Annotated in this window: 13 protein-coding genes; 6 read left to right on the top strand and 7 right to left on the bottom strand. The window is 52.4% G+C overall.

The genetic code is table 11. From position 1 onward, the window contains the following. Positions 1–67 precede the first annotated feature (67 nt). The 3 genes from M4D81_RS12965 to M4D81_RS12955 all read right to left on the bottom strand — a co-directional run bounded on the left by M4D81_RS12965 (position 68) and on the right by M4D81_RS12955 (position 5,331). Positions 68–1,717 (bottom strand): DUF4179 domain-containing protein, encoded by a 1,650-nt coding sequence (locus M4D81_RS12965; RefSeq protein WP_260066741.1) that lies wholly within the window; start codon positions 1,715–1,717, stop codon positions 68–70. After that, entirely contained in the window at positions 1,704–2,237 is a 534-nt protein-coding gene (locus tag M4D81_RS12960) for an RNA polymerase sigma factor (protein ID WP_194540562.1), read from the bottom strand. Before M4D81_RS12960 ends, M4D81_RS12965 begins: the two co-directional genes overlap by 14 nt. A 289-nt stretch (positions 2,238–2,526) precedes the next feature. Then, positions 2,527–5,331, bottom strand: coding sequence for a glycoside hydrolase family 3 protein (locus M4D81_RS12955; protein ID WP_260066739.1), 2,805 nt, complete (start codon positions 5,329–5,331; stop codon positions 2,527–2,529). Between the two features lie 339 nt (positions 5,332–5,670). On the opposite strand from M4D81_RS12955, the gene M4D81_RS12950 reads away from it, so the two are divergent. After that, positions 5,671–6,186 (top strand): hypothetical protein, encoded by a 516-nt coding sequence (locus M4D81_RS12950; RefSeq protein ID WP_260066737.1) that lies wholly within the window; start codon positions 5,671–5,673, stop codon positions 6,184–6,186. A 114-nt stretch (positions 6,187–6,300) separates the two neighbouring features. Here M4D81_RS12950 and M4D81_RS12945 read toward each other — a convergent pair whose 3' ends face one another. Both M4D81_RS12945 and M4D81_RS12940 read right to left on the bottom strand, forming a co-directional pair. Beyond that, the gene (locus tag M4D81_RS12945; protein ID WP_220686822.1) at positions 6,301–7,050 is read right to left on the bottom strand and encodes a Crp/Fnr family transcriptional regulator; all 750 of its coding nucleotides are present in this window, start codon (positions 7,048–7,050) and stop codon (positions 6,301–6,303) included. A 22-nt stretch (positions 7,051–7,072) separates the two neighbouring features. Continuing rightward, a complete protein-coding gene (locus M4D81_RS12940; RefSeq protein ID WP_220686821.1) occupies positions 7,073–8,137 on the bottom strand; it encodes an FAD:protein FMN transferase in 1,065 nt (354 codons plus the stop codon). A 159-nt stretch (positions 8,138–8,296) separates the two neighbouring features. Here M4D81_RS12940 and M4D81_RS12935 point away from each other — a divergent pair, with 159 nt between their 5' ends. The 5 genes from M4D81_RS12935 to M4D81_RS12915 are packed head-to-tail and all read left to right on the top strand — an operon-like array spanning position 8,297 to position 11,729. Then, a complete protein-coding gene (locus M4D81_RS12935; protein ID WP_260066733.1) occupies positions 8,297–8,677 on the top strand; it encodes a NusG domain II-containing protein in 381 nt (126 codons plus the stop codon). Continuing rightward, positions 8,661–9,206: a Gx transporter family protein gene (locus tag M4D81_RS12930; RefSeq protein ID WP_260066892.1), complete on the top strand. Its 546-nt coding sequence runs from the start codon at positions 8,661–8,663 to the stop codon at positions 9,204–9,206. Before M4D81_RS12935 ends, M4D81_RS12930 begins: the two co-directional genes overlap by 17 nt. A 16-nt stretch (positions 9,207–9,222) precedes the next feature. Next, positions 9,223–10,095, top strand: coding sequence for an energy-coupling factor transporter ATPase (locus M4D81_RS12925; RefSeq protein WP_260066731.1), 873 nt, complete (start codon positions 9,223–9,225; stop codon positions 10,093–10,095). Beyond that, positions 10,044–10,901, top strand: coding sequence for an ATP-binding cassette domain-containing protein (locus M4D81_RS12920; protein ID WP_260066729.1), 858 nt, complete (start codon positions 10,044–10,046; stop codon positions 10,899–10,901). Before M4D81_RS12925 ends, M4D81_RS12920 begins: the two co-directional genes overlap by 52 nt. 36 nt (positions 10,902–10,937) lie before the next feature. After that, complete coding sequence (locus M4D81_RS12915) at positions 10,938–11,729, top strand: energy-coupling factor transporter transmembrane component T family protein (protein WP_260066727.1); 792 nt, start codon at positions 10,938–10,940, stop codon at positions 11,727–11,729. A 108-nt stretch (positions 11,730–11,837) separates the two neighbouring features. On the opposite strand, the gene M4D81_RS12910 is transcribed toward M4D81_RS12915, so the two are convergent. Further along, positions 11,838–12,938 carry a winged helix DNA-binding domain-containing protein gene (locus M4D81_RS12910; RefSeq protein WP_260066726.1) on the bottom strand — a complete coding sequence of 367 codons (1,101 nt, stop codon included), beginning with the start codon at positions 12,936–12,938 and terminating at the stop codon, positions 11,838–11,840. 50 nt (positions 12,939–12,988) lie between these two features. After that, positions 12,989–14,164, bottom strand: a complete 1,176-nt coding sequence (locus tag M4D81_RS12905; protein ID WP_260066724.1) for an epoxide hydrolase family protein — start codon at positions 14,162–14,164, stop codon at positions 12,989–12,991. Positions 14,165–14,512: the final 348 nt, after the last annotated feature.

Raw genomic sequence — 14,512 nt, 5'->3', positions numbered from 1 at the left:
GAAGCGCCGTTCCGGGTACTGTTTATGTCCATCCAGAGGGTTTCTTTTATCGTTTATTCCGTATATGTTATTTTCCGGCCTTAAGCGGAACGCGCAGGACATCGTCCCGTTTATGGGTGGTATAGTTCCAAGCGTAAATGTTGAGCTCGGTCTTGTCGAAATTCTCATACACGTCCATATGTTTATTGTTGTCATCGCCGAGCAGGCCGATCATGGCCGGCATGCCATAATTTCGGTCTTCACCGTCAAGATAATAGGTTTGGTTGACGCCGCCGAACGTCGGGTCGGAGCTGAAGGATTCCACATAGAGATTATTGTCCTTCATGTAATAGGTCCATGTGATCGGATAACCTGCAATGCTGGACGTTAAGCTTTGATGCTCAGCTGAGATGCCGGTCAAGCGGATTGGATTCTTGTCTCCGGCATGTTCATCAACGCGGTGCTTGGCGATCAGGGACACCGGCTGGTTCGCCAGGGAGGCCGCATTCAGTCCGGCCATTTCAAAGCGCAGCTCCGTTGTTCTGGGTTGCCCCTGAACATACCACATACCTCCGTCCAACAGCGTCCCGCCTACATCCAGTTGATAATTCATGTAAGGAACACGGGTATACTTTTCTTCATGGGTCAGGATCAGCCTTACTTGGGTCGGCGTAACAATCATTTCATGGATTTTTGTTCCTCCAGGAACTTGATCAACAGGGATATTCAGCGCTTCTTTAAATGTGCCGTTGTCCATTTGCGTCTTGGACAAGGCCATATTTAAGCTCCAAGTACCCTCTGCGGTTTCAAGCGTGCGATCGTAAGCAAGCTGGAACCTCGTACCCTCAGAACGTAGGGAGTCAGACTTGAATACTTGCTGGCTCAGGTATTCTCCGGAGGCTGCCGGGGTTCCAAAAGTAGGGGGTTTAACCTCCTTAATCATCTCTTTCTTGTCATCGATCGCCTGAATTCGTACCCAGCTTCTGCTATTCATTTCGGGATCCGTAAACGTAATGGCCGATTGGATCAGGACATTTCCTTCGGTTTGTTCGAAAGATTGCAGGGTCACGCTGTCGATGCCATCCTTCTGAATAGGGAATACCTGTGTATTTTCATCGTTAGGGTCGTAGTTGATGGACTGTATTCCATCGCCGGTAAAGTGGATATTCCCCATGGCAAACTCAATATCCGCCGATTGGCCGTCAGCCACCCAATCGGTCTCAAAATACCCCTGGAATACGCCTGCATCCGCGTTCCACTGATGGGAATAACGGCCCTCGATGGAATGGCCCTTCTTATCTTTAAGCCCAATATGATCAAAGGCTACTTGCTCGCCAGCTCGTGATGAACCTGGATCCAGACTGTAGAGCAGGAACGTTCGGTTCTCATCGATAAACGCCGTGTGAACTATTAAGGTTATGCCATTCTTTGTAACGGATTGCTCAATCGTCTGGCCAAGCCCCTGCTCCAATGCAGTCTGGATACCGGCCCTGTAAGACAGAAGATTGGACCAATCATAGTTCAGGGCTGCATAGACCGGCGTTGCCATCAAAGCGACGGATATCCCGGTGATGATTGCAATCCGCTTTCGTTTTCGCGGGCGAAGCGGAATCGATTCACCTCCGGCCACCTTCAGTTCATTGTGCTGGATACTGCTCCACATCCGGTCAAAATCAGGATAAGACACGTTATTCGCCGTTTTCATCTGGTTTTTCAAATTGTCCTCAAAACGTTCCAAATTGGTTCTCTCCCTTCAGCCAGAAGCCGTTATGGTGTTCAAGTTTTTTGCGCATGATTTTCAATGCTTTGTGAAGCCTTGATTTAACCGTCCCGACGGGAATCTTCAGCGTTTCGGCGATTTCCGCCAACGACAGCTCACCGATATAGCGGAGCGTGACAACCGCCATCAGCTTGTCCGGAAGCTGCCGCAGCAGTTTCTCCCATTCCGCCGCCGCTGCTTTTTCCAATACGATGGTGTCTACGGATTTAACCGATGCCGTGGTCTGCTCGTGGAGCCACTCGACCTGGCTTTGCTTGTCTCGCTGGGTCTGATTCCTTCTAAGCAGGTTCAAGCAATGATTCATCGCGATGCGCATGATCCAGGCGCGTGTATGTTCAACGTTTCTCCAATCCTGGCGAAATACAGTGACGAATACATCGTGGCAGAGGTCTTCCGCATCTTGGGCGTTCCGCAGCATATAGTAGCAGGTGCGGTACACATCCTTGTTATAAGAATCGAATAACTCGCGTTCCGTCAATCCGAAGCACTCCTTTCTTCGCGTTATGTCTAATAAACAAATGACTCTAGGAAAGGGTTCATCTTTTTTTGCTCTCTTAAGCAACGAAGGCCTGAGTCCTTCTCTGTAACGGTTCATGATTTAATTGATTTCATTCTAACAAAAAAAGAACATCTGCCCTCAGTATAAAAAGAAGGGCAGATGTTCTATGGAACATCGGTAAGTTTAGAAGACGCTGACAGAAAGGCGCAATGGAATCTGGCGACTAAGCAAACTTATATATGAGTCATCGCTAAGATATGAGTTATCGCTAAGCTATGCGGAACCAGCTGATTTGCACTTCGCCTTGCATGATGAGGAAGACGTCAGACCGTCCTGTTAATCCCGTCAATTCGGACTGGACTGTCGTCCAGGCTTGGCGCCCTCCAGTCGGCAGAACCTTGCAGCTTCCAGCTGCAGGACCATCCGGGCTGCCGGTCGTAATGACGATTTCGCCGCCCTTGATATGTCCGCTCACCCTAGCTTGGAACGTTACCGAAGCGTCGCCGAGATCCACGTCATGGAAAGCGATCCAGCCCGTTTCACCGGTTAAACGGATGCTTTCGCCGCCTTCACGGCATTCATCCAGGAAGACACCCTGGTAGTCGTCATAATTCACCGCTCGAGCAGGCTCGCGCAGCGTGCGTGGTGGGATCGTCTCCCCTTCGACTTGAAGGGCTGCGGTGACCGGCAATTGGCTGGAGGACGGTCCAGCCATGAGCGTATAGGTTCCCTTTTCAACGCAATAGCGATCCCGGGTGACATCCCAGAAGGCCAGATCCTCCGCTTTGAGCTCAAAGCTTACCGTTTCCGAAGCGCCCGGGGCCAGATGGATGCGACGGAAGCCTTTCAACGATTTGAGAGGACGGATGACGCGGGAGGAACCAGCCTTCACATACAGCTGAACCACCTCATCCCCAGCCAACTGGCCCTCATTCTTGACGGCAACGGTGACGGTTACGCTGCCTTCAGCCGTGATTTTCAGCTGGCTTAGCGACAGACCGCTGTAATGGAAGCGGGAATAGCTGAGACCATGACCGAACGGGTACAGCACATCCCCGTCGAAATATTGATAGGTCCGCTTCCCTTTGATGATGTCGTAATCCATCAGATCCGGAAGCTGTTCGGTCGACTTGTACCACGTCATGTTTAAGCGGCCGCCCGGATTGTAATCTCCGTACAGAACGTCGGCAACTGCATGGCCCAGCTCCTGCCCGGCGTGAGATGTGAAGAGGATGGATGGCACATGCTCCTGTTCCCAGTTCACGGCGAACGGATACCCGCCTACGATGACAACCACCGTATTGGGATTAGCTTCGTACACCGCCTGAATTAAGGCTTGCTGGGCGGGCGGGAGCGTAATGTCGGGACGGTCGATCGTTTCCTTGCCGTTAATGAACGGACTGTTCCCCACGAATACCAGGGCGGTTTCAGCCGATGCTGCCGCTGCGACGGCTTCAGCGATGCCGTCCTGAACCGTCTCGATGACAAATGGCGTTCCCGTATCCTCAGTACCGCCAACGACAAGCCGTCCATGCTCATCCAGCAGGATCGGTTTGCCTTCCCAATTCTTCATCATAAAGCTTCCATCCAGTAACGCCTCAAAGCTGAAAGCCTCTTTTACGAACCAGCCACGAGCTTCGTCGGCCGTTGCGTGCAGTCCCGTTTCGGTTTCGGTTACGAATTTGCCGCTGCTGGCGAGCCGGAGTGTGACGGAACCCCAGCCCCAGTCGTTCCGCTCGAACACCGCTGCATTGGTAGATTCAGCCGTGTTTGCAAGCAGCCGGCCATTCTCTTCCGAAGATAGGGCGACATATTGACCACTAACAGCAGAACGAAGACGTACCTGATCTAATCCCGTATGAAAATGGACGCTGCGGTCCTGCATTTTCTCCTGCACGCCCTGAAGCGGCGTAATCCGGTATGGAGGCGTGCCGCTGTACCAATCCGTAAATGCTTCGTTAGCCAGGGGCCCGATGACAGCAGCGGATTTCAACTGATCGCGCTGAAGGGGCAGCAATCCGTCGTTTTTCAGCAGCACGATCGATTCCCGGGCGGCCCGCAGAGATAGTTCGGCATGCTCGGACGCGCAGAGCTTTGACTCCGGAACATGGCTGTAAGGATTCCGTTCTTCCGGATCGAACTCGCCGAGGCGGAACCGGACACGGAAGGAATTGCGGATGGCATGATCGAGATCCTGCTCTTCCAATAACCCTTGCTCCAATGCGTCACGGAGCGCGCGGAAGGAGATGTCCTGGTCGTCGGTGATGCTGTCGATTCCGGCTTTAACGGAGCCGGCAACGGCCTCTGCATAGGAAGAGACATAATGATGGTCCATAACGGTGCCCAGAACGTCACCCGCGTCTCCAACCACGAATCCGTCCATGCCCCATTCCTGTTTGACGATGTCGTTTACTTCATGGTTCAGGTTGCACGGCGTGCCGTTGATGCCGTTATACGCGGTCATCATGGAACCGGCTTTCCCTTCCCGGAACGGTGCCTCGAAAGCCTTCAGATAATACTCACGCTTGTTTCTCGGATCGATGCTTACCGAGGCGCTGCCGCGGTCAACTTCGTTGTTATTGCCGTAGAAGTGTTTCAGCGTAGCTACGGTTTTATAGTAGAAGGGATGGTCTCCCTGCATGCCCTTCACAAGCTCGGTGGCGAGTTCCCCGGTCAGATGCGGGTCTTCCCCGTAGGCTTCTTCGGTGCGTCCCCAGCGAGGGTCGCGTTCCAGATCCACCGTGGGCGCCCAGATGGTCAATCCGTTGATGGCCCGGTCGCGCTGGTAATAGACGCGGGCTTCCTCCGCGATGACGGATCCGATCTCCCGCATTAGCTCGGGATTCCAGGTGCACGCAAGCCCGGTATTTTGCGGGAACACGGTTGCTTCGCCAAGCCATGCCACGCCGTGAGCGCCTTCGGTGCCATGTTTATATTTTTGCACGCCGAGGCGGGGGATTTCCGCCTGGTATTGGCACATTAATTCGATTTTCTCGTCCAAGGTAAATCGGGATACAAGATCGTTAACCCGTTCTTCCAGCGGAAGATCCGGATTCTGGAATGGATATTTCATGGAGCAAAACCTCATTTCTATGCATAGTTGGAATGGAAACGCTATCAGTTATACATGCGATAAGTTCATGCTTCTCTTATTTCGGTTGGTCCAATCCCATCATAGCGTGCACAGCGGAGTTGTAATACACCGAGAATTAGCGCATTTTTCATGTGATAATCTCGATTCCTTCAGGACAACTAATTTGGCGCCCTCGTTGCCTCTGAGCCTCAGTTGATAACCTGGTAGTGATTGGGAACGGGTTCGGGAGGCTGGAGGATGAACAGGTTGCCGGGGATATCCCTGTACCTTTTGTAACCCACTCATAAGATCAAGCGTTTAGATTAATGAATGAAATGAATGGAGGAAACGAAAGAGAGGAGTGATTTTATTCCAAGAGTAAAGAAAATCATAATGGCAATGGCAGTGGTGCTCTTAGCAGTTACTATAGTGATTATCTATTATTCTGTTCGATTGCCTTCTAAAAGCGTCATTGCCCATTCTACTAAAATAGAAAAGATCTCTTTTCTTTACCTGAAAGGAGCTAACATGACACCTTACCTTATCGAATTCGAAGACAAAAATGAAGAGCTCGACCAATTAATGAGCATTTTAGATTCCGTTTCGTATACGAGATCGCCGCGATCGTTTTTCAACAGAAACATAAGAAATGATGGAGGTCCTACGTTTGCATTCATTATTTTTTACCGTGATCGTGACGGAGAAATGAGTGATTATTTTTTGGATATGAATCAAGGGGGCTATGTTTTAAGGGGAGGAAAGAAAATGTATAAGATGGTCGATAGGGAAAAGGAGGTTTTTGATCAGCTATCTACATGGCTTTTTGAAAAAGCTGTTAGAATGCTTGTAAACTAGAAGCTGAAAAAAATGAACCGCGAAATGAACGCATGAAATATGAAACCTCTCCGATGAAAAGGGATGCTTATGCGCCTTTCGTTTCTTCGTGAGAGGTTTCTTCTCATTTGTCAGTTACATTCGGCAAATCTCTCGGGGACAGTCCTCACAGTGGCAAATATTCCTTAAATAGTCGGGATCATTGAGAACGATGCGTCCCCGTTCGGTAGAAATGACGCCAAGATCCTTAAGCTCGTTCAATATCCGGTTAACGCTTTCACGGGTAGAACCAATCATCTCCGCCATTTCCAGATTCGTAATCCGCTTGCCGATGATGGCTCGTGTTTCCTTGTTTGTCCCGCTCGTCCCGTACATATTGTACAGCCGCAGGAGCAGAGAGCACAGGGCGCCGGATTTACCATGCAGCAGCAGATCGCGTAATTTGCTTTGCGCGGTGCGCTGCATGAGTGCCATCCAGCCCATATACTCCACGGCAAAGTCACCGTTGGTTCGGATGACTTTATCCAGTTCGGCCTGCGGCACAATTCCGACTTCACTATCCTCCAAGGCTTTGGATTCGAATTGATGAACGGCTCGTCCGAACGGATCGGGTTCACCGAACAGATCGCCGGGAATGTGAAGCGATAAGGTGGCCGACGATCCGTCTTCCAGCAGCTTGGATACCTTCAGGCTTCCACGATTTACAAAGTACAGCCGGTCTGCAGGATCATTCTCCTGGTATAGATAATCACCTGCAAACAAACGGACAGGCTCGGCCAATTCCCGGATCAGAGCGAGATGCGGTTGTGAATAGACGGAGGAAGTGCCTGCTGGAAACAGCCCTCCATCCCATGCATCGGATCTTATAGCACGATTCTGTTTCATACCATCTTCTCCTTCCATAAGTTTATTCGGCAAGCTGGTAATCGCCATTGGTCAGTTTAAATGTTTGGGTCAGACCTGAGGTGAGATAGATTTGATGATCGGTGGTGACGAAAATAGCCTCGGCATCGCCGCGGCTCTCTACCAGTTTCCGCCCTTCCGTTAGTCCAAGCGAGAAGACGGAGGTCGACATGGCGTCAGCATCCATGGATGTGTCGGTCACTATGGTAACGCTGAGCAGGTCATTGTCGACCGGATAACCGGTGAAAGGGCTCAGGATATGATGATACACTTTTCCCTCTGCTTCAAAGAAACGCTCGTACACGCCGGAGGTCACGATGGTCTTATTGATGACTTCAAGCGTACCCAGGGATTGCCCGCGATCTTTACCAGGATCCTGGATGCCGATATTCCACGGCGAACCGTTCGGTTTTGATCCCATGGCAAGGATGTTACCCCCAAGGTCGATGATGGCCGAATGAAACTCCTGCTGCTGCAAATAATCTGCGATGACGTCCGCCGCATACCCTTTGGCGATGGCCCCCAGATCCAGCGACATTCCTCCTTTCTTCAGCAGGATGGCATGGGATGCCGGATTTAAAATGACATCCTTATAGTTCATTCGCTTCATGGCAGCATCCAGTTCATCCTCTTCCGGCACAATGGGGTGTTCACCGCCAATGCCCCAGAGGTCTACAAGCGGACCTATGGTCGGTTCGAAATGTCCACCTGAAGCCGCTGCGTAATCGATGGCGGTTTGGACAACCTTGAAGGTTTCCTCGGATACGCTCACTTCGGATTGGCCCGCCGCTTGATTGACCCGATCGATCTCGCTGCCCGCCAGCTTCCGGTTCATGCGTTGGTCGATACGCTCTAGCAGTGCGCCTATCTCATCGAAATGCTGGGACGTCATCCGTTCATCGTAAACGCGGAGACTTACAATGGTATCGAATATAAAGTAACGTTCGGTTGCCGGCTCGTTACTGGCGGCTACCTTCTGATCTGCTGTGGTTGTGCAGCCAATCGATCCCGTCATCAACAGGGTGAGCATGATCAACAGGCTGCTGTAGGAAAGAAGCTTCCTATACATGACAGTGCCTCCTCTTTTCAGTTCTGGTGCTGTTCTAAATCGACTTCCGATGATCCCAGCGTATCAGACCCGTACCTTGCTGAATGTGAGAAAAATCATTTCTGGCACTTGGTGCAGCACTGATAATGAAGATAAGCAAAGCGAAGTGGAGAGATGCTGATGAAACGCGGAGATATTGGAATAGCGCTCGTGCTGATTGCGGTTGTCGCCTGGTTTGGAATATCCAAGTTTATGGGAGAAGACGGAGCGGCGGAGGGAACCTATGCCATGATCGAGGTGAATGGAAAGCATTATGATACGGTGGCGCTTACGGAAGAGCCCCGAGATATAGAAATCCGGACGGAGCGGGGATATAACCTCTTGCGGGTCTCCCGCGAGGGTATCGAGATGGTGGAGTCGGATTGTCCGGATCAGCTCTGCGTGGGGTTCGGCCACGTTCACGACATTCATGACACCATCGTATGTTTGCCTAATCGCGTGTTCGTCGAAGTGACCGGAGATCAAGATGAAGGAAGTGAGCCGGATGCCGTTGTCTCCTGATCCCTATGCTCTCCGCAAGCTGGTCGTGATTGCCATCTGCGCCTCCTTATCGGTGGTGCTTGGCATTGTGGAGGCCCTGATTCCATTCGCGGTCACGATACCCGGTGCGAAGCTGGGACTTGGCAATATTTTGGTGCTGACCTGTTTAGTTTGCCTGGGGGGCAGGGATGCCCTGTGGCTTATTGTTTTAAAAACACTGCTGACAGCCTTTATACTCGGAAGCTTCTCGACCTTCCTATTCAGTATGTTCGGGGCGCTGGCAAGTTATCTGGTGATGTATGTCATGCTTAGGCTCGGGGGCCATAGTTTCAGCTTAACGGGCGTGAGTATCGCAGGCGGCATCGCTCATAATGTTGGTCAATTAACGGCAGCCTCGCTGGTATTGGGAACAACCAAAATTTATTATTACCTGCCATTTCTGCTCGGGGCGGGTGTCGTGACAGGGATCTTTGTGGGATGGGCTGCAAAACATCTGATCGAATCCCTGCGACGTATCGATCCGTTTGGCATGTTTCATACGGAAACCTAGGGAGGAGGCGTTAGGCATGGGCACAATGGATAAGTCAGAGCATGCAGTAAAGCTCAAGCATGTATATTACGGTCAGGGCTGCACGAACGTGCTCAAGGACGTCTCGCTGACGATTCCCCATGGGCAGTGGGTATGCATCGCCGGAAAGAATGGGGCAGGCAAGTCTACGCTGATTCGGTTGTTAAACGGTTTGCTCCTCATGAGCCGGGGGCGCATCCTTATCGATGGCATAGAACAGAACGGCTGTACGCTGGGGGAGATTCGCCGGCGTATAGGCATGGTGTTTGCCAATCCCGATGATCAGTTTGTCGGCTTGACCGTAGAGGATGACATTGCGTTCGGTTTGGAGAATCTGTGCTTGAGCCGGGAAGAGATGCTGCGGCGGATTCGGGTATACGCGGAGCGGCTGGACATTGTCCATCTGTTAGACCGGCATCCGGCAACCCTGTCCGGCGGACAGAAGCAGCGCGCTGCTATTGCTGCCGTACTGGCCATGGAGCCTTCTATCATTGTCTTGGACGAGGCAGCTTCCATGCTGGATGAGAAAGCTAAGCATGAGCTGCTGGATTTCATGCGAACGATGCATGCCGAAGGCCGATACACCATCATCTCCATCACCCATGATGTAGAGGAGATGGCCGAAGCAGACCGAATGATCGTGCTGGATGGCGGAATGGTGACGGCGGACGGAAGTCCAAGGGAGCTGCTGCTGCAGGAAGAGCTGCTCCAGCGTTGCAGGCTAAAGGTGCCTTTTGCCCTCCAGCTGTGCAGGGAGCTCAAAGCGCGGGGAATTGATATCGGCGAGCTGGTTAGGGAGAAGGAGGTGCTGGAGGCGTTATGGTCATATCATTCGAAGAGGTTTCTTACCGCTACCGGGACCGGGGGATGAGCCCGATTCTTGGACTCGACGGCCTTCATCTGGAGCTGGAGGAAGGCAGAATGATTGCCGTTCTCGGTGCGCCGGGTTCGGGAAAATCAACGCTTCTCCAGCATATGAACGGATTGATACGGGCTGATGAGGGCTTGATTCGCATAATGGATTTCCGCCTTGAACCGGGTGACAGCAAGAAGGTCCCTGCCGGTCTGCGGCAGCGCGTCGGCCTTGTTTTTCAATACCCGGAACAGCAGCTGTTTGAAGAAACGGTGGAGAAGGATTTGCTGTTCGGGCCGCTTAATTTCGGGATGAGCCCAGCCGAAGCCGCCGAGGCGGTCCGCAGAGCGGCATCCTTCGTCGGATTGGACGAGGAGCTGCTGGCACAGAGTCCCTTCAAGTTAAGCTCGGGTCAGATGCGAAAAGCGGCCGTAGCTGCCGTACTGGCGGCTGACCCCGACATTTTGGCTTTGGATGAGCCTACCGCCTCCCTTGATCCTGCCAGTCGCGAGGATTTGCTGGAACGGCTGCATGGATTAACGAGGACCCAGGGCAAGACGGTTCTCCTCGTCTCCCACCGGTTAGAGGAAGTCGAGGCCTATGCGGACGAATTCGTTGTCATTAAAGATGGCCGAGTCGTATTTCAAGGAACGGCCAAGGAACTGGTACACCGGCAGGAGGTGCTGGAGCAGGCAGGATTGATGGCTCCGTCGTCTGTGCGGATGGCGGGCAAGCTGGCATCGCAGCTTGGAGTACAGCCTCCGGAGATGCCACCGGATGCGGCTGCGCTGGCGGACTGGTACGCAGGGCAGCTTGAAATGTAGGGCAGAGCGAAGCAGAGGCGAAAGGAGGAAGCATGGATGAAACGAAAAATCATCCTGGGCCGGTATATGGAAGGCGATTCATGGGTTCACCGCCTGGATCCGCGTGCCAAAACGGCTGCCATGCCGCTCTTTATGGTGGCCGTGTTCCTGGTAGACGGATATATGGAGGTGCTCGCGCTGCTGCTGTTCACTGCGGCGGTGATCCGGGCTACGGGTATCCCGTACCGCTATTTCATCAGAGCTATGAAGCCGCTGATGTTCCTGCTGTTGTTTATCCTGGTATTTCACATTGTATATGATGCGGGAGGCGGGAAGCTGCTGGATATGGGCGCGTTCAAGGTGTATGCGGGCGGATTGGAAAAAGGTATCGTATCCGCCTCCCGGATGGCGCTCTTCATCATGTTGGCGGCGGTGCTGACCTTCACGACCCAGCCGGAGCAGCTGGCCCAGGGTCTGGGCAGCCTCCTGCGGCCCCTGACCTATATCGGCGTGCCGACCGACCGGCTGGTGCTGATGCTCGGCATTGCCCTCCGGTTCATTCCGACCATCTTCGAGGAAGCGGAGCGGCTGTGGAAGGCACAGCAGTCCAGGGGACTTGACCTGTCGTCGCGGCCGCTGAAGGAGAAGGCACGGCTGATCATTGCCCTGCTGGTGCCAGTAACGACAGGCGCGTTCCGGCGCGCCATCGGGCTTGCCGATTCCATGGAAGCCAGAGGCTACCGGCTGGGTGCTCGGCGAAGCAGGTTCAGGGCCTTTGTATGGAAGCGGGCGGACACGCTGTTTGTCGCCTTGTTCCTGCTGCCCGTGGCCGCGGCCGCGCTGCTGTAGTAGTGGCTTGAGGAAATGAAAACCGCAGTCCTTCAGGACTGTGGTGTAACAACCTTTGCACGTTACAAAAAGCAGCCGATCATGGTGATCAGCTGCGTCTCTTCCCAATTAAGCTGTGGTTTGCCGTCCCTCGGTTTCACTGGCGAATTGTATGTCGTGCACCGTTGCTTCCACAGCTGCAAACTGAAGAAGCTTCATTCCCTCCTCCGTCAGTGCGTTTTTTTCCTCCAAGGTTAGCTTTCCAAAAGGTTCAACAACCAATGTGGCTGAGCTGCGTTCGGGGACAATTCTCCACGTGCCGCAAACGAAACCATCCAGGAGGAAGGTAGCTTTCATACCGTTCTTCATCATAACTAGCTTACGATGCTCATCCGCAATAATGCGAGTACGATTCGCATGTGAAGCAAGCACGTTGTCGTACTTCGGCAGAAAGCGCGGCGGGGCAGGTGTATCAGAATCTGGTTGAGGGGCATCCGGGACGTCGAATAGCTCTTGGCCATCTTCATCCCGATAGACTAACAGGTTCGGCCGAAGACCCTCGACGACTTCCTTAAGCTTGGTAAGCCCGGACCAAGTCTGCATGTCTTGGGTAGTGGCAGGACCGAACGCCTCCAGATACCGCATGATCATTTCCTCGAGCGTTGTATTGTCGTTCAGCGAACGCCCTATCCAATGTGTTGCCGTCGTGCATCTGGTTTGTCCGCCAACTCCCCATATTCCCCGAGGCGGAACTTGAACGAGCGGCAATAGGTTTCGCAGTGAATAGGCCAGCGATGAAGGGGGATGCTCCGGCCACCGATGATTCATAAGCTCTCCCATCTCTTTGATGGTACGGGGGGCTTCCTCCAGAAGCGCCCGTCCATAGGCAACAACATCTCCCATATCTAATCCTGTGATCCCTTTGGCATGCGTACTGTTCTTATACAGGTCACGATCAAGTACAGGCTGAACCAGAGGACGCAATCTCAAAGCATCTTGTTCCGTGGTCAGATGGATGGTTGACCGCATTAAAGCCATGCGAACTGCCCGTCGATCCAGGAGCATTTGTGCCAAATCGTCATGCATAAAGTTCTCAAGCCTCGTCCAAAGACCAATATATGCAGCTTCCGGGACTTGCGCCTGCATCCCGACCAAGTGCTCCAGCGTCTGAGTAACCGTGAGACTCGATCGGCGAAGCAGCAGCTGCCGATCGAGTAAACTTCGGTTCAAGGCACGCCTGCTCAATAAGCCCATATTGCGTGAGCGCCCAGGTAATGGCATCATCCTCGGAACTGACGGAAGAACTTCCGCAAATCTTCTGTAAGGATATCCGGTACTTCCATGGCTGCAAAATGTCCGCCGCGTTCATATTCGCACCAGTGAACGATGTTGGTATTATCCCGTTCGGCAAAACGCCTGATCGATTGAAAATCGTTCGCAAATACCGCGATCCCTGTCGGTGCGTGGCTTACTTCATGCTGTCCCCCGGAGTGGGCGTCTTCATAATACTGCCGCGCGGAAGATCCTGCCGTACCTGTCAGCCAATACATCATCACTTGTGTCAAGATTTGATCTTGCGTAAGCAAATTGCTTTCTCCCATTCCCATTAGGAGCTCATTCCAAGCAAGCTGGCCGACTGGCGAATCCGTCAAGGCATACGCCAAGGTCTGGGGCCTGGTGGATTGGATGGCTGAAAATCCTGCCTTCTCGCTGAAGTTCGACAGGACTTGAAGCCGCCGCATCTCCTCCTCGCTTAAATCTGCCATTTCTGCTGGATCCCCCGATGGAAACGAAAACAGCTGCAGCACATGCACACCGACAACATGCTCCGGATCCACCATTCCCAATGCGCGGGTAATCAATGACCCCCCGTCGCCGCCATGAGCGGCATATTGCTCATATCCCAAGCGGTTCATGAGTGTTGCCCATGCGCGGGCAATGCGGTGAGAGCTCCATCCTTTATCGCGGGTCGGGCCTGAGAAGGTATACCCGGGTACAGAAGGAATAACGACATGGAAGGCATCTGCTGCATCGCCGCCATGCTTGCGAGGATCTGTTAAGAGATCGATCATATCGATAAACTCGGCGAACGAACCCGGCCATCCGTGCGTCAGAATTAGTGGCATTGCGTTCGGTTCTTCTGAACGGACATGAATGAAGTGGACATTCGCTCCATCAATCTCCGTCATATACTGCGGATATTGATTGAACTTTTCTTCATATTTACGCCAGTCGAAGTCGTTTAGCCAATAGTCGGCCATTTCCTTTACCACTTGAAGCGGCGTTCCGTATGACCACTCGACCCCAGGGAGCTCATCCGGCCAACGTGTGTGGATAAGGCGGCGCTCCAAATCGTCCAATTCCGCTTGCGGGATCTCGATTCGGAATGGGCGAATCGCCTCCCCCAAGTTCTCCGTATGATTTCTTTCTTCTACTCGTGTGTTGTATTTATTCATTGTAATTTCCTCCTGATCGTTTACTAGAATGTATGGCTAGCGAATGCTGTGTTCCTACTGATAACGAGCAGCATTTACCTTTCTGATATCAGGATATTAAAAAAAGTATGACAGCAGCTTGTCATACTTACAGATACCGTTTCGACTTTATTTTCGGGACTCTCTCTTGGGGCTTTTTTTTGTCTCAATAAACAAGTTTAGGCATTAATCATTTTTCAGGATCGTTTATAGTTTTATGGGCCATATCCATCGCCCGTTTATCATCGAAGATAGACGACATGCTGTGAAAGGCCATTCCTGGTTTCAAACACCGACATCATGCTGTCATAATTTTACCTTTATCCTTGC

The organism is Paenibacillus sp. p3-SID867 (assembly GCF_025142895.1).
Taxonomy (GTDB): Bacteria; Bacillota; Bacilli; order Paenibacillales; family Paenibacillaceae; genus Paenibacillus_AQ.
The sequence above is the reverse complement of the archived record's forward strand: the minus strand, read 5'-3'. Positions and strand labels throughout refer to the sequence as shown.